This is a genomic window from Ruegeria sp. CDSB117 (genome assembly GCF_059611005.1).
Genome location: NZ_JBXWOS010000006.1, coordinates 159447 through 178464, shown reverse-complemented (window position 1 = coordinate 178464; position 19018 = coordinate 159447). Strand labels below are relative to the sequence as shown.

Genomic DNA, 19018 nt, shown 5'->3' with positions numbered 1-19018 from the left:
GGTGACAGATCGTGGCAAGTCCACAGCCCGGCCTAAGGGAAAGGATAAAGCAAATGTACTTGTTCTTGGCATTTTTATTGGTGCCGATCATCGAGATCGCCCTGTTCATACAGGTCGGCGGCCTGATCGGACTGTGGCCGACATTGGCGATCGTCGTTCTGACAGCCGTTATCGGCACCTTTATGGTCAGGACACAAGGTCGCATGGCGCTGGTCAATTTGCAGCGATCCTTTTCTGAACTGGATGACCCGACAGAGCCGCTGGCCCACGGTGCCATGATCTTGTTGTCGGGTGTATTACTGCTGACGCCAGGATTTTTTACCGATGCCGTCGGATTTGCACTGCTTATTCCCGGCATTCGCGTGGTGGTGTTTCGGTATCTCAAGTCCAAGGCGACCATCACTCATTTCCAGATGGGCACCGGGGCACAATTTGGAACCGGTCCTACCCAGTTCGATCAGGATGACGTGATCGACGGTGAGTTTACCGAAGTGCGTCCCCGTCAAAACCCTTCAAAGCCATCCAAATGGGTCGAAGGTCCGCCTCAGCATTGAGGTGCAGCGCCCAACTTGCTAAGCAGTGGCGAATTTCATTTTCGGAGTAGATCCATGGCTGACGAAAGCCCTGCAGAAAACACCGCGGCACAGACCGCCCCTCAGATCCAGATGCGCGTTCTGGGACAGTTCATTCGCGATATGTCTTTTGAAAACGTGATGGCACAAAAAGGCGTGTCTGGTGACGTTCAGCCCGAGATTGCTGTTCAGGTGAACCTGGACGCCAAAAAACGCCCGACCGAGCATCAGTACGAAGTTGCCGTCAAACTGAACCTGACCTCTAAAGCCAAGGGCATGGAAGACGTTCTGTTCCTGTGCGAGCTGGATTATTGCGGTCTGTTCCACATCGAAGGCGTGGCCGAAGATCAGTTGCACCCGTTCCTGATGATCGAATGCCCGCGCATGCTGTTCCCGTTCCTGCGCCGCATCGTCAGTGACATCACCCGTGACGGTGGTTTCCCGCCGGTCAACCTGGACAATATCGACTTTGTTGCGCTGTACCGCAACGAGCTGATGCGCCGTCAGGCCGAAGCTGAGAAAACCGAAGCCTAATCGGTTGCACCCGCGCCAGGCAGGGGCTCAGGCGCGGGTCCACAGGGCGTTTTCGCCCAGTTTTTCCACAAATGTCTCATGTGCCGCGCGTTCTTCCGCGGTGATTTTCGACGCCAGCGGCGTCGGGCGCGCAGCGGGCCGCCAATCGTCCCCTCCGCCACCGGCAGAAGCCGCACTGGTGGACAGGCCAAAGTCCGGCTGTCGCCCACCAATCAGTTCCAGATACACCTCGGCCAGAATTTCTGAATCGAGCAGCGCCCCATGCAAAACACGGTTCGTGTTGTCGATGTTGAACCGCCGGCACAACGCATCCAATGATGCGGGCGAACCCGGAAACCGTTTGCGCGCAATCGCCAGCGTGTCCAACGCCTGATCCATCGGCAGCTGCGGCAAACCCATCCACCTGAGTTCCGCATTCAGGAATTTCATATCGAACGAGGCGTTGTGGATCACCAGTTTGGAATCCTGAATGAAATCAAGGAACCCCTGACCAACCTTGGCAAAAACCGGCTTGTCTTTCAGCGTGACCTCGCCCTTTTCCGGGGCGCGCGGAGTGTCCAGCAGGTCGGGGCCGATACCGTGCACGCCAAATGCCTCTTCGGGCATCGAACGCTCGGGGTTGATGTAAACGTGATAGGTCTCACCCGTGGCCATATGGTTCCACAGTTCGACTCCACCGATTTCAACGATCCGGTCACCGCTTTCGGGATCAAACCCCGTAGTTTCGGTATCGAGTACAATCTCACGCATCTGCCATCCCCGCCCGTATCTGTTTGACCACATCCTGCACTTGCGTGCGGGCGTGGTCCAGTGTGTCCGTCACGATCACAAAGTCCGACCGCGCGCATTTTTCGTCATTGGGCATCTGCTTGGCGCGGATTTGTTCGAACTGCGCCTCAGTCATCGTTCCGCGCTCCATCACACGTCGCTTTTGCTCGTCCGCCGGGACCTGAACACAAGCAACCGCATCCATCGCCGCATTGCCGCCTGTTTCAAACAACAAAGGGATGTCGAAAACCAGAATGTCCACCGTGGCGCTATCCCGAAAACCCACCCGGTCGGCGGCCACCAAAGGGTGAACGATGCCTTCGATCACTTTCAATGTTGTTGGGTCCGCGGAAATAGTTTGTTTCAAAGCATCCCGGCTGACCGCGCCATCAACAATTGCCTCAGGAAAGGCAGCGCGCATCGGTTCTACCGCAGCGCCGCCCGCTGAATACAGCCGATGCACAGCCGCATCCGCATCCCAAAGCGCACAGCCTTCATCCACGAACATTTGCGCCGTCGTGCTTTTGCCCATTCCGATCGAGCCCGTCAGGCCAAGAGCAAAGCTCATTCCAGCACCGTTGCGCGCAACTCATCCGTTACCTCGGGTCGTTTTCCAAACCAACGCTCAAAGCCCGGAACCGCCTGGTGCAGCAACATGCCCAGACCGTCAACTGTTGTGCACCCGGCCTCTTCGGCCGCTTGCAGAAGCTTGGTTTTCAGAGGGGCGTAGACTAGGTCGGTAACCACAGCACCCGGCTGCAAACCATCCAACGGCACACGCAATTCGGGCTGTCCCTGCATACCCAGAGATGTTGTGTTCACCACCAGCTCCGCATTCTCGATCACATTGCCGGCCTTGACCCAATCAACCACTGTAATGCGCGGCCCAAATTCTTCTTTCAATTGGTCGGCCCGGGCACGCGTGCGGTTGGTCAGCATGATCTCGGGCACTCCGGCATCCACCAGTGCCTGCAAAACGGCGCGCGCAGCCCCGCCCGCGCCGAAGACCACGGCCGGCCCATCCTGTGGGTTCCAGTCGGGCGCCCCTGCAAGCAGGTTTTCCATAAATCCGTAGCCATCGGTGTTGTCTGCGTGGATCGAGCCATCGGGCTGAAAGACAAGTGTATTTGCCGCACCAATCTTTGCCGCCCGATCCGACACGTGATCCGCAATCTGCAAGGCGGCTTCTTTATGGGGGACGGTTACATTTGCGCCGACATACCCGGCTTTGGGCAGGGTCCGCAGAACACTCTCCAAATCCTCGGGTGCGACATCCATAGGGACATAGTGCCCGGGCAGCCGATAGGTCTTTAGCCAATGTCCATGCAGTTTAGGGGATTTTGAATGTCCAATAGGATGCCCAATCACGCCGGCCAATGGAATTTGGTTATCCGTCATTGATCAATCATCCCTTTCACAGCCAGAAAATTCAGCAACTCCAACAGGGGCATACCCAAAACATTAAAATAGTCGCCGTCAATGGTGGCGAACAGGCGCACACCTTCCTCCTCAAGCTTATAAGCCCCGACCGCATGGCGAATGCTGTCCCAGTTGCGGTCAATATAGTCGCGCAGATAGGTGTCCGAGCTCATGCGCATCCGCAGACGCACCTGACCAACATGGCGCCAGATGGGTTCACCATTCTGATAGATCACGGCCGCAGACAACAGCATATGCCGCTTGCCCCGCATTGCCTTCAACTGCGCCAGCGCGTCCTCGGGTGTTTCTGGTTTCGACAAAAGCTGGCCATCGAAGTCCAGCACCTGATCACAGCCCAAAACCATCGCGCCCGGGTTCTTGTCACTAACCTTGCGGGCCTTCATTTCTGCCAAAGTGTCTGCGATATCTCGTGGGGGCGCATCCTCGGCCAGCAAGGCGCGTTTGGCTGTATCTTCGTCAACGCGCGCGGGTTCCACTGTGAACGGCACGCCCGCATTGCGCAAAAGCTGCGCGCGGATAGATGACCCCGAGGCAAGGATGATGGGGACAGACATGTGGAAAACCCCCTTAGCAAATCGTTGAGCGTTCTAGGATGGTTTGTATGGTTTTCCGGTTGACACGCAACCCCGGGAATTTCGCCTGAAACTTCCCTGAGTCGTTCTAAGACCGTCCTTTTGGGACAAGGATAACTTTGCTGCACGGGAAAACTGGGATTTCCTGTCTTACCCAACGAGTTATCCCCAGACAAGCTTGAGCGGTATCGAACTAATATACTGAAATTAAATAATAAAAACTGAAATCAACAGAATCACCTATTTACGGCACAATTCTATCCACCTGGGGAAAACACATGCGTAAAAAAGTAATCCACGGAATTTACTCACCCTACAAAACCATCATCCTTTTTCTTTTCCTATTTTTTTATTAGGGAGGGTTCCAACCAACGCTCGGAGCCAGAATGACCGATCTTCTTTTCACGATTTACCCGTGGGTGAAGTCATTGCACATCATGGCTGTGATCTCATGGATGGCAGGTTTGTTCTATTTGCCCAGACTATACGTCTATCACGTTGAGAAAGCCCAAAAGGTCGAAGGCGCAGAAACCATCTTCTTTGAGATGGAAGAGAAGCTGCTGCGTGTGATCATGCGACCCGCGATGTATGTAGCATGGCTCTGCGGTTTGATCATGGTGTTCACGCCCGGCATTGTCGGGTGGGATTGGTCCTGGCCCTGGATCAAGGGTGCTGCCGTAATTGGCATGACCTGGTTCCATCATTGGTTGATGGCGAGACGTAGGGATTTCCTGGAAGGCCGAAACAAGCTTACTGGACGGCAGTTTCGCATGATGAACGAGGTTCCCACCGTTCTGATGGTTATCATCGTTCTGGCGGTCGTTGTGAAGTTCTGAGGGCCTGTTTGACTCCGAGGGCAGTCGCGCTTATGTAGGGATCAACACGCCCGTCCGGGCGGCGTATCTTCCGTACTGAAATTCCACTTCGTGCCGCAATGTCAGCGGCGAAGGTATATATCATGTCCACTGAATCCCTGAATCTGGCCGACCTGAAGGCCAAAAGCCCCAAAGACCTTCTTGCGATGGCCGAAGAGCTGGAGATCGAAAACGCCTCGACCATGCGAAAAGGCGAGATGATGTTCCAGATTCTGCGCGAACGCGCGGATGAAGGCTGGACCGTTGGCGGCGACGGCGTGCTGGAAGTGCTGCAAGACGGCTTCGGCTTTCTGCGCTCGCCCGAGGCAAACTATTTGCCAGGTCCGGATGATATCTATGTCTCGCCCGACATGATCCGCCAGCATGCCTTGCGCACCGGTGATACGGTCGAAGGGGATATCAAAGCGCCTGATGACAATGAACGTTATTTTGCGCTGATCAAGGTCACCAAGATCAACTTTGAAGAACCAGAAAAAGCCAGACACAAGATCGCGTTTGACAACCTGACGCCGCTCTATCCCGATGAACGCCTGAAGATGGAGATCGAGGATCCCACCATCAAGGACAAGTCGGCGCGTGTGATCGATCTGGTGGCCCCGATCGGTAAAGGCCAGCGATCGCTGATTGTGGCGCCGCCGCGGACCGGTAAAACGGTGATCCTGCAGAACATCGCGCATTCGATCGAACAGAACCACCCAGAGTGCTATTTGATCGTTCTGCTGATCGACGAACGCCCCGAAGAGGTGACCGACATGCAGCGTTCGGTGAAGGGTGAAGTTGTATCTTCAACCTTCGACGAACCCGCAACTCGCCACGTGGCGGTATCTGAGATGGTCATCGAAAAGGCCAAGCGTTTGGTTGAGCATAAACGAGATGTTGTTATTCTTCTCGATTCGATCACAAGACTTGGTAGGGCCTTCAACACTGTGGTGCCATCATCGGGCAAAGTTCTGACCGGTGGTGTAGACGCGAATGCTCTGCAACGGCCCAAACGGTTCTTTGGTGCCGCGCGGAATATCGAAGAAGGTGGCTCGCTGACCATCATCGCCACCGCGCTGATCGACACCGGCAGTCGGATGGACGAAGTTATCTTCGAAGAATTCAAAGGCACCGGTAACTCGGAAATCGTTCTGGATCGCAAGATCGCAGATAAGCGCGTCTTCCCGGCCATCGACATTCTCAAATCCGGCACCCGGAAAGAGGATCTGCTGGTCGACAAGGGCGATCTGGCCAAGACTTTTGTCTTGCGCCGTATCCTCAACCCGATGGGCACGACCGACGCGGTCGAGTTCCTGTTGTCCAAGTTGAAACAGACCAAGACGAACGGTGAGTTCTTCGATTCGATGAACACCTGACACCGGTCTTAAACGACGCGAGGCCTTCGAATGGACACGATATTCGCCTTGGCCAGCGCGCAAGGCAAAGCCGGGGTGGCGGTCATCCGCCTCTCGGGACCACACGCGCATTCCGCAGCTGCCAACTTAACCGGAAGTCCGCTCCCGGCTCGTGGCATGCGGGTCCGTTCGCTGTACGCCACCGATGGCGCGCGTTTGGATGACGGGCTGGTTCTGACCTTTCAAGCCCCGGCCAGTTTTACCGGCGAAGACGTGGCCGAACTGCAGATCCATGGTAGCACCGCTTCGGTGAACGCAGTGATGCGATGCTTGTCTGATATGGACGGGCTGCAACTGGCGGAGCCTGGTGAGTTCACCCGACGCGCGCTGGAAAACGGCAAGATGGACCTGACACAGGTCGAAGGTCTTGCTGATCTGATTGATGCGGAAACCGAGGCGCAGCGCAAACAAGCACAAACTATTCTGGCTGGTGATTTGGGTGCTCTGGCGGAACGGTGGCGACGCGATCTGATCCGTGCTGCATCCTTACTGGAAGCTGTCATTGATTTCGCGGATGAGGACGTCCCAACAGATGTCACGCCCGAGGTTAAATCCCTTGTGACGGGCGTAATCGCTGATCTGCAACGTGAAGCGGATGGCGTAAAGATTGCAGAGCGCATTCGAACGGGGTTTGAAGTCGCGATTGTTGGTCTTCCGAATGCCGGAAAATCAACCTTGTTAAACGCACTGGCAGGGCGTGAGGCGGCGATTACTTCGGAATATGCCGGAACTACTCGCGATGTGATCGAGGTTCGAATGGATCTTGCAGGACTTCCGGTCACGTTGCTGGACACCGCAGGATTGCGGGAAACTGAGGATCACGTCGAAAGCTTGGGAATCGAACTGGCAAGAAAGCGCGCCGATTCAGCGGATCTGCGTGTGTTCCTGACAGATGACCCGAAGGAACTGGGTGTTCAGTTGGTGAAAGGCGATATACAGGTTTTGCCGAAATCTGATCTTCGCGATCCGTCCGAAGGCGGAATATCCGGAAAAACCGGGCAGGGTATTGATCAACTCATTTCCCAGATTTCGGATGTGCTTAGCAACCGAACTACAAGCAGTGGTGTTGCGACGCGGGAAAGGCACCGGGTTGCTTTAATCAAATCGCGGGAATCCCTGAGTTCTGCTATGGCGGTTCTGGAATTAGGTCCAGACTTGTATGATATCGTAGCAGAAGAATTGCGCACGGCAATCCGTGCACTTGAAACCTTGGTTGGCAGAATCGGCGTTGAAGATCTTTTGGATGAGATCTTCTCGAGTTTTTGCCTGGGTAAGTAAGGAGTGTTTCACGTGAAACATTCAGATTTCGATGTAGTGGTCATTGGCGCGGGGCACGCAGGCACCGAAGCCGCGCATGCGGCAGCGCGTATGGGCGTCAAGACAGCAATGGTTACATTGTCCGCATCAGACATAGGTGTCATGTCCTGCAACCCGGCAATTGGTGGGTTGGGTAAAGGCCACTTGGTCCGTGAAATTGATGCCCTGGATGGGGTCATGGGACGTGTTGCCGATCAGGCCGGCATTCAATTCCGCTTGCTTAATCGACGCAAAGGACCAGCTGTTCAAGGCCCCAGAACTCAGGCAGATCGTGCGCTTTACCGCGCGGCCATGCAGAAAGAGACAGAAAAGCAGCCAAATCTGTTCGTCGTTACCGGAGAAGTTGTCGATTTTCTGATGGAAGGGAACCAAGTTTACGGTGTGAAACTTGCTGACGGTTCTGAAATCAAGAGTAAAACGGTTATCCTGACGTCCGGTACGTTCTTGCGCGGTATCATTCATATTGGGGATGTATCACGCCCTGGTGGTCGTATGGGTGATCGCCCGGCAGTCAAATTGGCAGAACGGCTCGACAGTTTCGAGCTACCCCTGGGGCGTTTGAAAACAGGAACACCGCCGCGGTTGGATGGCCGGACGATTGATTGGAGTGATCTGGAACAACAAGACGGGGATGATGACCCAACCTTGTTTTCATTTCTGTCAACAAAGGTGATCGCCCCACAGATTTCTTGCGGAATCACGCATACAAACGCACGGACGCACGAAATCATTGAAAAAAACTTGTCTAGATCAGCGATGTATGGCGGACATATTGATGGGGTGGGCCCCAGGTATTGCCCGTCCATCGAGGATAAGATCGTACGCTTTGCCGATAAGGAATCACATCAGATTTTCCTGGAACCCGAAGGTGTCGATGATCACACGATCTATCCAAACGGGATTTCGACCTCTCTACCGCAGGATGTACAGCTTGAGTATGTGCGGTCAATCAAAGGTCTTGAAGCAGCAGAGATCCTGCAACCTGGTTATGCGATCGAGTATGACTATGTGGATCCGCGTGTTTTGACATCGACTCTCGCGCTACCAGATGTCAAAGGACTATATCTAGCAGGGCAAATAAACGGAACCACAGGATATGAGGAGGCAGCTGCGCAAGGCTTGGTTGCGGGGTTGAATGCTGCGCTAAAGGTGCTTGGCCAGGAACCGCTGCATTTTACACGTGCTGACAGTTATATCGGCGTGATGATCGACGACCTGACAACACGCGGTGTTGTGGAACCTTATCGGATGTTCACGTCACGCGCAGAATTCCGTTTGTCACTACGTGCGGATAATGCAGACCAGCGCCTTACGCCAATTGGACTGGAAATCGGCTGTGTTGGCGGCGAGCGGAGCAGCATGTTTTCAAGCAAGATGGAGAGGCTGTCCGCCGCAAAGTCCCAGCTGACAGAAAAAACCTTTACTCCAAAAGAAGTTCGAGCAGCTGGTATCAATGTCAATCAAGATGGAAACCGCAGGGACGGAATGGCTATTCTGGCGTTCCCGGATGTTCACTTTGGTGATCTTGTTCCCCTGATGCCCGAGATTGAGAGTGTTGAGGTGGAAATCCGTCTACAAGTAGAGCGGGACGCTTTGTACGCAAACTACATTGCCCGGCAACAAAAAGATGTTGAGGCAATGAAACGCGATGAATCATATGAGATTCCACGGGGTTTCGACTATATTGCGATGGAAGGGCTATCTTCTGAAATGAAGCAAAAGCTTTCAAATGCAAAGCCAGAGAACATTGCGCAGGCGGGGCGCGTTGAAGGGGTTACTCCTGCGGCGCTGACGCTGTTGTTGGCTAAGCTTCGTCGCGATCAGAAGGTCCGCAAGGTATGAATGGGACCACTATTGATGATTTGGATGTTTCACGTGAAACATTCGAGCGTCTTACAGCCTATGTGGAGCTTGTGAAGCGGTGGAACCCGAAAATCAACCTTGTTTCACGGAAAAGCTTGGATGACATCTGGGTTCGACACATAAAGGATTCCGTACAAGTCTATAGATGCGCAGGGCCATTCGAAAACTGGGTAGATTTAGGGAGCGGAGGCGGGTTCCCCGGGATGGTATGTGCCATAATGGCCATTGAAGACGCACCAGATGCCCAGTTCATGTTCATAGAAAGCGACCAACGAAAGTCTGCCTTTCTGCGCAATGTAGCACGTGAATGCGGCGCGAAATGCACCGTTATTTCCAAGCGAATCGAAGTGGTTGAACCGTTGAGCGCAGATATCCTTTCTGCGCGGGCCCTCGCCGATCTTCCTACGCTATTGTCCTTTTGCAACAGACATTTGAGCAAAAAGGGGCTGGCGCTGTTGCCGAAAGGCGAAAGGTGGAAAAAAGAGCTGGAAGAGGCGCAGGAAGAATGGAATTTCGACGTTGACCCGATTACAAGTTTAACTGAGCCTCAGGCCGTTATCCTTAAAATCAAAGGAGTATCACGTGGTTGATTTGTCTCGTCCCTCAGGGCCCCGGATTATTGCGGTAGCCAATCAGAAGGGCGGGGTTGGGAAAACCACAACAGCGATCAACCTTGCGGCCGGTCTGGCCGAGGCTGGATGCAAAGTGCTGGTTGTTGATCTTGATCCTCAGGGGAACGCATCCACCGGATTGGGGGTCGAAGATCGGGATTGGACGACGTATGACCTGATTCTGGATGACGCGCCATTAGAGGCGGTCGTTCAGGAAACCGAAATCGAGGGGTTGCTTGTCGTCCCGGCGACGGTTGATCTAAGCTCGGCGGATATTGAATTGATATCCAATGAAAAACGCAGCTATCTGTTGCATGACGCGCTGCGTCAAACCGCAATCGACAAGTTTGACCTGGATTTTGTGCTAATCGACTGCCCGCCTTCGCTAAATCTTCTGACTGTCAACGCTATGGTCGCTGCACATTCTGTCCTGGTGCCGTTGCAGAGTGAGTTCTTTGCGTTGGAAGGATTGTCGCAACTAATGCTGACCATCCGAGAGGTGCGCCAAACCGCGAATCCGGACCTTAGAATCGAAGGTGTTGTGTTGACCATGTATGACAACCGCAACAACTTGTCCCGCCAGGTCGAAAAAGACGCGCGTGACAATCTGGGTGAGATGGTATTTAAAACCAAGATACCCAGAAATGTGCGGGTCAGCGAGGCTCCGTCTTACGCGTTGCCTGTGTTGCAATATGACTCGGGGTCTCTGGGGGCGATGGCTTATCGGCATTTGGCCCGCGAAGTCATGCACAAGAATAAGAAAGTCGCCGCCTAAGCGACAGTGAGGAGGGCACCGTGGCCGCCAAAAAAACAAAACCCAGAGGTTTGGGCCGGGGATTGTCCGCTTTGATGGCGGATGTGACGCAGGATACCGAGGGGCTTATGCCTTCCGAGCCGCGCCGTCCGGATATGAAAGTCCCGATTGAAAAACTGCGCGCAAACCCAAACCAGCCGCGCAGAACCTTTCAGCCAGAGCGATTGGATGAACTTGCGGCCTCGGTCAAGGAAAAGGGCATTATTCAACCGCTGATCGTGCGTGAGGTTCGCGGCGGCGACTATGAAATCGTGGCAGGCGAACGCCGCTGGCGTGCGGCTCAGATGGCGCAGCTGCATGATATCCCGATTATTGTGCGGGATTTTGACGACACCGAAGTTCTGGAAGTCGCCATTATCGAGAATATTCAACGTGCAGACCTGAATGCTGTCGAAGAGGCCGCGGGTTACAAGCAGTTGATGGACCGTTTTGGCCATACACAAGAAAAGCTGGCCGAAGCACTGGGTAAAAGCCGCAGCCATATTGCGAACCTTTTACGTTTGCTGTCATTGCCGATGGACGTTCAGAAGCTTGTTGTTGAAGGAAAACTGTCTGCCGGTCATGCCCGGGCGCTGATCACAGCTGAAGATCCCTCTGAGCTGGCAAAGATCGTCGTCAAGGACGGGCTGAGCGTGCGTGCGACTGAAGCGCTGGTGAAAAAACAACAGCAGGGGGATGCTCCTCAGGCGGCGCCGCGGTCCAGAAACCTAAATGCTGGCAAGGATGCGGATACGCGCGCGTTGGAGAAAGATCTTTCGGCTATTCTGGCGATGAAAGTAGCCATCAACCACAAAGCGGGATCGGAAACGGGGCAGGTCGTGCTGACTTATGAAAATCTCGATCAATTGGATGATCTGTGCGCCAAACTCAGCCGTTAGGGCGGGTCCAGATAAAGATCATCACGCCGCTAAGGACGACAGCCTGAATTATCAGGACATGGCTTGGAAGCGCAAGAACGACAGATAATCCAAAAACGGCGGCAACCGAGAGGGTGGCCGCCTTTTTTGCGGCCGGACGAATCGCGCCTGAGCGTTGCCAATCCAGAATCATCGGTCCGAAGGTTCCATGGCTGACCAGCCATGTGTGTAACCGCGAGGAAGATCGGGCAAAAAAGAACGCGGCCAGCAACAGAAACGGGACTGTTGGAAGTAGGGGCAATACAATGCCGACAACAGCAAGCCCGACGCAGATCAATCCCATTGCGGCCCAGAGGTACTGCATCGTTTATCCCAATAACTCTCGGATGACCGCGTTTAGGACTGCGCGGCCATCTTTTGTGGCGATCAATCGGCCGTTTGACCGGCGTATCATGCCAATTTCTTCTAGGTCACTAAGCCTGTTTTCCGGCAGTGTGAGGTCGGAAAGCGCATTAAAACGATCAACATCTAGTCCTTCGGTAATTCTCATACCCATCATAAGGTATTCGCTGGCCTGATCTCGCGCGACCAGCGATGATCTCTCTTTCTCGCCATTTCCTTGTTCAACTGCGGCAAGCCAGGCGTTGGGAGACAAATAGGTTTCTGTCGCTATCTTCTGGCCGTTCAGCGTAATGCGCCCATGCGCGCCGGGACCAATACCGACGTAATCTCCGTAGCGCCAGTAGATCAGGTTGTGCCGGGATTCCGCCCCTGGTCGTGCATGGTTGGAAACCTCATAGGCGGGCAGGCCGTGGGCTTCGCATATCTCTTGCGTGGCAAGATACATATCGGCGGCGTGGTCGTCCTCGGGTAGTCCACGCAGCTTGCCAACTGCATACCGGTCCCCAAAGGCGGTGCCTTCCTCGATCGTCAATTGATAGAGCGAGAGGTGATCGATAGCCATCGACAGCGCCTCGGTCAGTTCCGCTTGCCAGGAATCCGGGGTTTGATGCTGACGCGCGTAAATCATGTCAAAGCTGACGCGATCAAAGCAGTTGCGGGCGATGTCAAAGGCGGCGCGGGCCTCGGCGACGGTATGGATACGACCCAATCGGCGCAGATCCTCGTCATTGAGGGCCTGAACGCCCATGGATACCCGGTTCACGCCAGCATCGCGATAGGCGGCAAACCGGCCGGCCTCGACCGATCCGGGGTTGGCCTCAAGCGTGACTTCCATGTCATTTGCGGGGCGCCAAAGCTTGCGCGCCTCGTCGATAATGGCTGCCACCGTTTCTGGTGCCATAAGGGACGGCGTGCCGCCGCCAAAGAAGATTGTGTTCAAAACCCGGTCAGGGGTTTTAGATGCCGAGCGGTGCAGTTCAGCTAAGTAAGATCTAAGCCATTGTTTTTGATTAATATTTTTCGAAACATGGCTGTTGAAATCGCAATAGGGGCACTTAGCCTCGCAAAAAGGCCAGTGCACATAGAGGCCGAAACCTCCATGCCGCCAGTCATCCACCGAAACAGCCTTGAACAAAGGCGTTTACGGCGCGTCCGCGATGGCTGATTTTGTGTTTTTCCGCCGGAATCATTTCAGCACAGGTCACATCGTGCCCGTCCGGTTGGAACATCGGGTCATAACCGAAGCCGTTTTCCCCACGGATGGGCCAGACAAGCTGACCGGGCATGACGCCCTCAAACACTTCGTCGTGACCATCGGGCCAGGCCAGAACCAGTGTGCAGCGAAATTGTGCAGTGCGTGGATGGGGCGCTTGCGCGGCCTCGAGCTCATCATGTGCGCGGGTCATCGCCATCAGGAAATCGCGGCCATTGCCGGTTTCTGTCCAGTCGGCTGTGTATACACCGGGCGCGCCGTCCAGCGCGTCAATGGTGATCCCGGAATCGTCCGACAGGGCAGGCAGGCCGGTAGCTTGTGCCGCCGCATGGGCCTTGATCCGGGCGTTACCGACGAACGTATCTTCGGTCTCTTCCGGTTCCGGCAGGTTCATCTCTGCCGCGCCAACAACCTTCACGCCGAAGGCCTCAAGGAGATGGGTCATCTCCTCAAGCTTGCCTTGGTTGTGCGTGGCCACCAGCAGCCTGTCGCCGTCGAACTTGCGGGTCATGCGGTGGCTGCCTTTTGCGCTGCGGCCAGTTCACCGACGCCTTTTTCGGCCAGATCCATCAGTTGATCCATCTGGGCGCGGCTAAAGACTGAGCCTTCGGCGCTCATCTGCACTTCGATCAGCTTGCCTGATCCGGTCATGACAAAGTTTCCGTCGACGCCAGCTTCGCTGTCTTCGGGGTAATCCAAATCCAGCACCGGCTGACCGGCATAGATGCCACAAGAGACCGCTGCTACCGGATCGACCAGCGGGTCAGAAAGCACGTCGCCAGCCTTCATCAGTTTGTTCACCGCCAGACGCAGCGCGACCCAACCACCGGTGATCGAGGCGCAACGGGTGCCGCCATCGGCCTGAATTACATCGCAATCCACCGTGATCTGACGTTCGCCCAGTGCAACCCGATCCACACCGGCGCGCAGGGCGCGACCGATCAGCCGCTGGATTTCCACGGTGCGACCACCTTGCTTGCCCGAGGCCGCCTCGCGCCGCATGCGGGTGTTGGTTGCACGGGGCAGCATGCCGTATTCGGCAGTGACCCAACCCAGGCCCGAGCCTTTGATGAACGGTGGCACGCGATCCTCGATCGTGGCGGTGCACAGAACATGGGTGTCGCCCATTTTGATCAGGCAGGAACCTTCGGCATGTTTGGTAAAGCCCGTCTCGATTGAAATGGCGCGCATTTCGTTTAAATCACGTCCTGAGGGTCGCATGGAAAATCCTTTGTTTGCTGGGTTGGGGATAACGTCCCCGTGCCTTAGGATGCAACCCCGATTGACCTTTCAGATGTCTGCGATTTAATGCCGATCCAGCAGAGGATTGCCGATGAGCAAAGCAAGTAGAGTTCTGGACGAAATGAATGACCGGTCACGTGAAGTGTTCCGGCTGATCGTCGAGAGCTATCTGGACAGTGGTGAGCCGGTCGGAAGTCGCACGCTGACGCGCACGTTGTCGGAAAAGGTCAGCGCGGCGACCGTGCGAAACGTCATGCAGGATCTGGAGTTTCTGGGTCTGCTCGACAGCCCGCATGTCAGTGCGGGGCGGATTCCAACGCAGCAGGGGTTGCGGATGTTTGTCGATGGGTTGCTGGAAGTGGGTGATCTTGGTGTAGACGATCGGCAGAAGCTGGACGAAACATTAGGCTCTAACGCAGGTGATGTGGGCGGGATGCTGGACCGTGTTGGTTCGGCCTTGTCACACGTGACACATGGCGCATCGCTGGTTCTGACCCCAAAGCAAGAGTCTGAGATCAAGCATATTGAGTTCGTCTCGCTGGCCCATGACCGCGCTTTGGTGGTTCTGGTCTTTGCGGATGGGCATGTGGAAAACCGTCTATTTACGCCTCCGCCGGGCCAGACACCCAGTTCGATGCGAGAGGCGGCGAACTTTCTGAATTCCCTGATCGAAGGACGAACGCTCAGCGAAGTACTGCGTCAGATGCAGACCCAGATTACCGCGCGCAGGCAAGAAATTGATATTTTAGCGCGCGAGATGGTCGAAAGCGGCATGGCCGCTTGGGATGGGGATGGGACCGACTCGGCCCGTTTGATCGTGCGCGGGCGGGCGAATCTGCTGGGGGAGCCAGGCGAAGCCGAGGAATTGGACCGAATCCGAACGTTGTTTGACGACCTGGAGCGAAAGCAAGACATTGCTGAATTCCTCGAATTGACCGAAGAAGGCGAGGGTGTGCGCATTTTTATCGGCTCTGAGAACAAACTTTTCTCACTTTCGGGTTCCTCTTTGGTGGTGTCTCCATATATGAACGCTGATCGAAAGATAATTGGTGCGGTTGGGGTCATCGGACCCACTCGTCTGAACTATGGACGGATTGTACCGATCGTGGATTATACGGCGCAACTGGTCGGCAAACTGATTTCCGACCGGAGCTAGAGGGTAAGAGATGGCAGAGCCCAAGAACGAAGAATTTCTGGACGATATCGCAACCGCTGAGGCGGAAGAACTGGCCGAGGAATTTGCCGAGATCAGTGAAGAAGCGCTGGAACTTGATGCGCTGCGTGCTGAGCGGGATGATTTCAAAGACAAGTTCATGCGCGCGCTGGCGGATGCGGAAAACGCCCGCAAGCGAGGTGACCGGGCGCGCCGCGATGCGGAACAATATGGCGGATCGAAGCTGGCCCGCGACATGCTGCCGGTTTACGACAACATGAAACGTGCGCTTGAAGCCGCGACCGATGAGCAGAAAGAAGTGGCAGGACCCCTTCTGGAAGGCGTGGAACTGACCATGCGTGCGCTGAAGGACGTGTTCCAAAAGCATGGGATGGAAGTGATCACGCCCGAAGTTGGCGACCGGTTTGATCCCAACGTGCATGAAGCGATGTTCGAGGCCCCGGTGCCGGGTACCCGTGCAGGTGACATAATACAGGTGTCCGCAGAAGGCTTCATGTTGCATGATCGCCTGCTGCGGCCGGCGCAGGTTGGGGTGTCGTCTACTCCGGCAAGTTAATTGGCTTCGTTGAAGCCAAGCCTTGGGCGAGAGTATTTTTGAAAAGATGAAGGGGCGGTCAGGTTTTGGCCGCCTCTTTTAGTTTGTAGATCAGGTCGAGTGCTTCGCGCGGGGTAAGCTCATCCGGCAGAATATCGTTCAGCATGTCGGTTACCGGAGAAGCTTTGGGCGCTAGTGGTGGCGGAGGTGGGGTGGCCGAAAACAAAGGCAGATCGTCGATCAAGGTCTTTTGCTTCCCCCCCTCACGTTCGGTTTTTTCAAGTTGGTCCAGCACGATACGAGCACGTTCAACGACCGAGGCGGGCAGTCCTGCCAATTGGGCGACCTGGACACCATAGGACCTGTCAGCCGCGCCTTTGTGAACTTCGTGCAGGAAGATCACTTCGCCTTCCCATTCTTTGACAGCAACGGTGGCGTTTTCCACGCCTTCCAGTTTGCCGGCAAGTGCGGTGAGTTCATGGTAGTGGGTTGCGAACAGGGCGCGGCATTTGTTGGAGGCGTGCAGATGTTCCAGCGTGGCCCAGGCGATGGACAGGCCATCATAGGTGGCCGTGCCGCGACCTATTTCATCAAGAATAACGAGAGCGCGGTCATCAGCCTGATTGAGAATAGCGGCGGTTTCGACCATTTCGACCATAAAGGTCGAGCGCCCGCGGGCCAGATCATCCGACGCTCCGACGCGGCTGAACAGTTGACTGACAAGCCCGACATGCGCCTGTTCCGCAGGCACGTAACTGCCCATCTGGGCAAGCAGGGCAATCAGGGCATTCTGGCGTAGGAAGGTCGATTTACCGGCCATGTTGGGACCTGTCAGCAGCCAGATCGTCGCGCCTTTATCAGCACTGAGATCGCAGTCATTGGCGATGAAGGCGTCGCCGTTTTGCTGGCGCAATGCCTGTTCGACCACCGGGTGTCTTCCGCCATGAACATCGAACGCGCGCGAGGCATCAACCTGCGGGCGACACCAGTTTTCACCACGCGCCAGATCGGCCAGAGCAGTGGTCAGATCCAGTTCAGCCAAACCGCGCGCGGCTTGGTTGAGGCGTGCGGCTTTATCCAAAATTTCGCCAGAAAGCGTTGCATAGAGCCGTTTTTCGATCTCAAGCGCCAAGTTTCCGGCGTTTAGAATGCGGGTCTCGATCTCGGACAGCTCCACTGTCGTGAACCGGACTTGGTTGGCGGTTGTTTGGCGGTGGATATAGGTCTCAGAAAATGGAGGATTCAGCATTTTCTCGGCATGGGTGGCCGTTGTTTCGATGAAGTAGCCCAGCACATTGTTATGCTTGATCTTCAGTGACGTGATGCCGGTGTGTTCTGCATATTTCTGCTGAAACCCGGCAATGACGGAACGACCTTCGTCGCGTAGGGTGCGGGCTTCGTCCAGTTCGGCATCATAACCCGGGGCGATGAACCCGCCGTCCCGGGCCAGCAACGGGGGTTCGGCCACAAGCGCTTGGTCAAGCAGGTACAGCAGGTCGTCAAATCCGACCAGATTTTGCAGGGCGGTGGCCAGAAGAACCGGCAGGTCTTGACCCGCGCAGAGTTCGGCGATTGCGGCGGCCTGTGTCAGACCGTTGCGAATGGCGGTCAGATCCCGCGGGCCACCCCGATCCAGTGACAGGCGGGACAGCGCCCGGTCTAGATCCGGGGTTTTGCGCAAAGCCTCGCGCAGGTCTGATGTGATCATGCTGTCTTCGGCCGCAAAAGTTACGGCATCCAGCCGCCCATGGATGACGTCCAGATTGCGGGATGGGCTGGAAAGCCGTTGATCCAAAAGCCTTGCGCCACCCGGTGTGACAGTGCGATCCATCACAGATAGCAACGAACCAGCGCGGCCACCGGACAGGGATCGGGTCAGTTCCAGATTGCGCCGTGTGGCAGCGTCGATCTGAACGACTCGGTCCTCAGATTCTTTCAATGGGGTTTGCAGAAGCGGCAGTTTGCCTTTTTGCGTGATTTCCAGATAGTCGATCAGCGCACCCATGGCCGAGATTTCGGCGCGGCCAAAACTGCCGAACGCGTCCAGTGCGCTCACGTGAAACAGCCCGCAGATGCGCTTTTCCGCCGCAGTGCTGTCGAAGCTGGCACGCCCGATCGGAGTCAGCGAGATACCGAGATCCATAACGGGTTCGTTCAGTTTGTCCTGCACACCATCGGCCACGATCAACTCGGATGGTGCCAACCGGGCCAGTTCGGGACTGAGGTGCACTGAGGTCAAAGGCATCACGTGAAACGCGCCAGTTGAGATATCGGCCCAAGCCAGCGCGGCCTCATCGCGAACCTCGGCATAGGCGGCCAAGAAGTTGTGGCGGCGAGCCTCAAGCAGGGCATCTTCGGTCAACGTGCCAGGCGTAACAAGGCGCACAACATCGCGCTTTACGACCGATTTAGAGCCTCTTTTCTTTGCTTCAGCCGGGCTTTCCATCTGTTCGCAGACAGCCACGCGAAACCCTTTCCGGATCAGCGTCAGCAGATACCCCTCGGCCGCATGGACGGGCACGCCGCACATCGGAATGTCGGTGTCGTTATGCTTTCCGCGCTTGGTTAAGGCGATGTCCAGCGCTTCGGCGGCGTTGACGGCGTCCTGAAAGAACATCTCGTAAAAGTCGCCCATGCGGTAAAACAGCAAGGCATCGGCATGCGCCTCTTTGATTTCGAGATATTGCGCCATCATCGGCGTGACTGTGGACAAGGCTGACCCCTTTTGGCGTATTCCGGTCGCGACCTTACAAATCCACCCATCTCGGCGAAAGGTGAAAAGTATTCTCGTTGAGGCGCGCGCCTGCCTGCGCTATGAGGCAAAAGTCCCGCAGA

Annotated in this window: 20 protein-coding genes; 11 read left to right on the top strand and 9 right to left on the bottom strand. The window is 55.6% G+C overall.

The genetic code is table 11. The features are described from left to right. Nucleotides 1-53: 53 nt before the first annotated feature. A complete protein-coding gene (locus AC2FJC_RS09320; RefSeq protein WP_496739278.1) occupies nt 54-554 on the top strand; it encodes an FxsA family protein in 501 nt (166 codons plus the stop codon). Nucleotides 555-608: 54 nt separating this feature from the next. After that, on the top strand, nt 609-1106 hold the full coding sequence (secB, locus tag AC2FJC_RS09315) for a protein-export chaperone SecB (protein WP_496726289.1): 498 nt from the start codon (nt 609-611) through the stop codon (nt 1104-1106). A 27-nt stretch (nt 1107-1133) separates the two neighbouring features. Here secB and dnaQ read toward each other — a convergent pair whose 3' ends face one another. The 4 genes from dnaQ to AC2FJC_RS09295 are packed head-to-tail and all read right to left on the bottom strand — an operon-like array spanning nt 1134 to nt 3868. Next, nucleotides 1134-1856 (bottom strand): DNA polymerase III subunit epsilon, encoded by a 723-nt coding sequence (dnaQ, locus tag AC2FJC_RS09310; protein ID WP_496739277.1) that lies wholly within the window; start codon nt 1854-1856, stop codon nt 1134-1136. Further along, nucleotides 1849-2442, bottom strand: coding sequence for a dephospho-CoA kinase (gene coaE / locus AC2FJC_RS09305; RefSeq protein WP_496739276.1), 594 nt, complete (start codon nt 2440-2442; stop codon nt 1849-1851). Before coaE ends, dnaQ begins: the two co-directional genes overlap by 8 nt. Beyond that, the gene (locus tag AC2FJC_RS09300; RefSeq protein WP_496736589.1) at nt 2439-3272 is read right to left on the bottom strand and encodes a shikimate dehydrogenase; all 834 of its coding nucleotides are present in this window, start codon (nt 3270-3272) and stop codon (nt 2439-2441) included. The genes coaE and AC2FJC_RS09300 overlap by 4 nt, the downstream gene beginning before the upstream one ends. Then, nucleotides 3269-3868, bottom strand: coding sequence for a Maf family protein (locus tag AC2FJC_RS09295; protein ID WP_496739275.1), 600 nt, complete (start codon nt 3866-3868; stop codon nt 3269-3271). The genes AC2FJC_RS09300 and AC2FJC_RS09295 overlap by 4 nt, the downstream gene beginning before the upstream one ends. Nucleotides 3869-4272: 404 nt before the next feature. Between AC2FJC_RS09295 and AC2FJC_RS09290 the strand changes: the two genes are divergently transcribed. The 7 genes from AC2FJC_RS09290 to AC2FJC_RS09260 all read left to right on the top strand — a co-directional run bounded on the left by AC2FJC_RS09290 (nt 4273) and on the right by AC2FJC_RS09260 (nt 11638). Then, the gene (locus AC2FJC_RS09290; RefSeq protein WP_282170586.1) at nt 4273-4722 is read left to right on the top strand and encodes a CopD family protein; all 450 of its coding nucleotides are present in this window, start codon (nt 4273-4275) and stop codon (nt 4720-4722) included. Nucleotides 4723-4844: 122 nt separating this feature from the next. Continuing rightward, entirely contained in the window at nt 4845-6116 is a 1272-nt protein-coding gene (gene rho, locus AC2FJC_RS09285; protein ID WP_496726283.1) for a transcription termination factor Rho, read from the top strand. A 30-nt stretch (nt 6117-6146) separates the two neighbouring features. Next, a complete protein-coding gene (gene mnmE, locus AC2FJC_RS09280) occupies nt 6147-7433 on the top strand; it encodes a tRNA uridine-5-carboxymethylaminomethyl(34) synthesis GTPase MnmE (protein WP_496739274.1) in 1287 nt (428 codons plus the stop codon). Between the two features lie 12 nt (nt 7434-7445). Beyond that, a complete protein-coding gene (gene mnmG, locus AC2FJC_RS09275) occupies nt 7446-9314 on the top strand; it encodes a tRNA uridine-5-carboxymethylaminomethyl(34) synthesis enzyme MnmG (RefSeq protein WP_496739273.1) in 1869 nt (622 codons plus the stop codon). Beyond that, a complete protein-coding gene (gene rsmG / locus AC2FJC_RS09270; RefSeq protein WP_496726280.1) occupies nt 9311-9925 on the top strand; it encodes a 16S rRNA (guanine(527)-N(7))-methyltransferase RsmG in 615 nt (204 codons plus the stop codon). The genes mnmG and rsmG overlap by 4 nt, the downstream gene beginning before the upstream one ends. Continuing rightward, nucleotides 9918-10721: a ParA family protein gene (locus tag AC2FJC_RS09265; RefSeq protein ID WP_496739272.1), complete on the top strand. Its 804-nt coding sequence runs from the start codon at nt 9918-9920 to the stop codon at nt 10719-10721. The genes rsmG and AC2FJC_RS09265 overlap by 8 nt, the downstream gene beginning before the upstream one ends. Nucleotides 10722-10741: 20 nt before the next feature. Then, entirely contained in the window at nt 10742-11638 is an 897-nt protein-coding gene (locus tag AC2FJC_RS09260) for a ParB/RepB/Spo0J family partition protein (protein WP_496739271.1), read from the top strand. Here the strand turns inward: AC2FJC_RS09260 and AC2FJC_RS09255 are convergent. Genes AC2FJC_RS09255 through rph form a run of 4 tightly spaced genes read right to left on the bottom strand, consistent with a single transcriptional unit; the run spans nt 11628 to nt 14453 of the window. Beyond that, a complete protein-coding gene (locus AC2FJC_RS09255) occupies nt 11628-11981 on the bottom strand; it encodes a YbaN family protein (RefSeq protein WP_058279262.1) in 354 nt (117 codons plus the stop codon). The two genes, AC2FJC_RS09260 and AC2FJC_RS09255, sit on opposite strands and share 11 nt — an antisense overlap. A gap of 3 nt (nt 11982-11984) precedes the next feature. Further along, the gene (hemW, locus tag AC2FJC_RS09250; RefSeq protein WP_496739270.1) at nt 11985-13136 is read right to left on the bottom strand and encodes a radical SAM family heme chaperone HemW; all 1152 of its coding nucleotides are present in this window, start codon (nt 13134-13136) and stop codon (nt 11985-11987) included. Next, nucleotides 13129-13743 carry an RdgB/HAM1 family non-canonical purine NTP pyrophosphatase gene (rdgB, locus tag AC2FJC_RS09245; protein WP_496739269.1) on the bottom strand — a complete coding sequence of 205 codons (615 nt, stop codon included), beginning with the start codon at nt 13741-13743 and terminating at the stop codon, nt 13129-13131. The genes hemW and rdgB overlap by 8 nt, the downstream gene beginning before the upstream one ends. Next, nucleotides 13740-14453: a ribonuclease PH gene (gene rph, locus AC2FJC_RS09240; protein WP_496739268.1), complete on the bottom strand. Its 714-nt coding sequence runs from the start codon at nt 14451-14453 to the stop codon at nt 13740-13742. The genes rdgB and rph overlap by 4 nt, the downstream gene beginning before the upstream one ends. Before the next feature lie 112 nt (nt 14454-14565). Here rph and hrcA point away from each other — a divergent pair, with 112 nt between their 5' ends. Continuing rightward, on the top strand, nt 14566-15630 hold the full coding sequence (hrcA, locus tag AC2FJC_RS09235; protein WP_496726276.1) for a heat-inducible transcriptional repressor HrcA: 1065 nt from the start codon (nt 14566-14568) through the stop codon (nt 15628-15630). A gap of 10 nt (nt 15631-15640) precedes the next feature. Then, nucleotides 15641-16204 carry a nucleotide exchange factor GrpE gene (locus AC2FJC_RS09230; protein WP_496739267.1) on the top strand — a complete coding sequence of 188 codons (564 nt, stop codon included), beginning with the start codon at nt 15641-15643 and terminating at the stop codon, nt 16202-16204. Nucleotides 16205-16262: 58 nt separating this feature from the next. Here the strand turns inward: AC2FJC_RS09230 and mutS are convergent, their stop codons facing one another. Continuing rightward, nucleotides 16263-18878 (bottom strand): DNA mismatch repair protein MutS, encoded by a 2616-nt coding sequence (mutS, locus tag AC2FJC_RS09225; protein WP_496739312.1) that lies wholly within the window; start codon nt 18876-18878, stop codon nt 16263-16265. Nucleotides 18879-19018 lie beyond the last annotated feature (140 nt).

What these genes read in the sequence shown, in the direction of transcription:
- rho (WP_496726283.1), top strand. Translation starts at nt 4,845, where the DNA reads ATGTCCACTGAATCCCTGAATCTGGCCGACCTGAAGGCCAAAAGCCCC.
- AC2FJC_RS09320 (WP_496739278.1), top strand. Translation starts at nt 54, where the DNA reads ATGTACTTGTTCTTGGCATTTTTATTGGTGCCGATCATCGAGATCGCC.
- mnmE (WP_496739274.1), top strand. Translation starts at nt 6,147, where the DNA reads ATGGACACGATATTCGCCTTGGCCAGCGCGCAAGGCAAAGCCGGGGTG.
- dnaQ (WP_496739277.1), bottom strand. Translation starts at nt 1,856, where the DNA reads ATGCGTGAGATTGTACTCGATACCGAAACTACGGGGTTTGATCCCGAA.
- AC2FJC_RS09255 (WP_058279262.1), bottom strand. Translation starts at nt 11,981, where the DNA reads ATGCAGTACCTCTGGGCCGCAATGGGATTGATCTGCGTCGGGCTTGCT.
- AC2FJC_RS09295 (WP_496739275.1), bottom strand. Translation starts at nt 3,868, where the DNA reads ATGTCTGTCCCCATCATCCTTGCCTCGGGGTCATCTATCCGCGCGCAG.
- coaE (WP_496739276.1), bottom strand. Translation starts at nt 2,442, where the DNA reads ATGAGCTTTGCTCTTGGCCTGACGGGCTCGATCGGAATGGGCAAAAGC.
- AC2FJC_RS09300 (WP_496736589.1), bottom strand. Translation starts at nt 3,272, where the DNA reads ATGACGGATAACCAAATTCCATTGGCCGGCGTGATTGGGCATCCTATT.
- hrcA (WP_496726276.1), top strand. Translation starts at nt 14,566, where the DNA reads ATGAGCAAAGCAAGTAGAGTTCTGGACGAAATGAATGACCGGTCACGT.
- rsmG (WP_496726280.1), top strand. Translation starts at nt 9,311, where the DNA reads ATGAATGGGACCACTATTGATGATTTGGATGTTTCACGTGAAACATTC.
- AC2FJC_RS09290 (WP_282170586.1), top strand. Translation starts at nt 4,273, where the DNA reads ATGACCGATCTTCTTTTCACGATTTACCCGTGGGTGAAGTCATTGCAC.
- rdgB (WP_496739269.1), bottom strand. Translation starts at nt 13,743, where the DNA reads ATGACCCGCAAGTTCGACGGCGACAGGCTGCTGGTGGCCACGCACAAC.
- mutS (WP_496739312.1), bottom strand. Translation starts at nt 18,878, where the DNA reads ATGATGGCGCAATATCTCGAAATCAAAGAGGCGCATGCCGATGCCTTG.
- AC2FJC_RS09230 (WP_496739267.1), top strand. Translation starts at nt 15,641, where the DNA reads ATGGCAGAGCCCAAGAACGAAGAATTTCTGGACGATATCGCAACCGCT.
- rph (WP_496739268.1), bottom strand. Translation starts at nt 14,453, where the DNA reads ATGCGACCCTCAGGACGTGATTTAAACGAAATGCGCGCCATTTCAATC.
- secB (WP_496726289.1), top strand. Translation starts at nt 609, where the DNA reads ATGGCTGACGAAAGCCCTGCAGAAAACACCGCGGCACAGACCGCCCCT.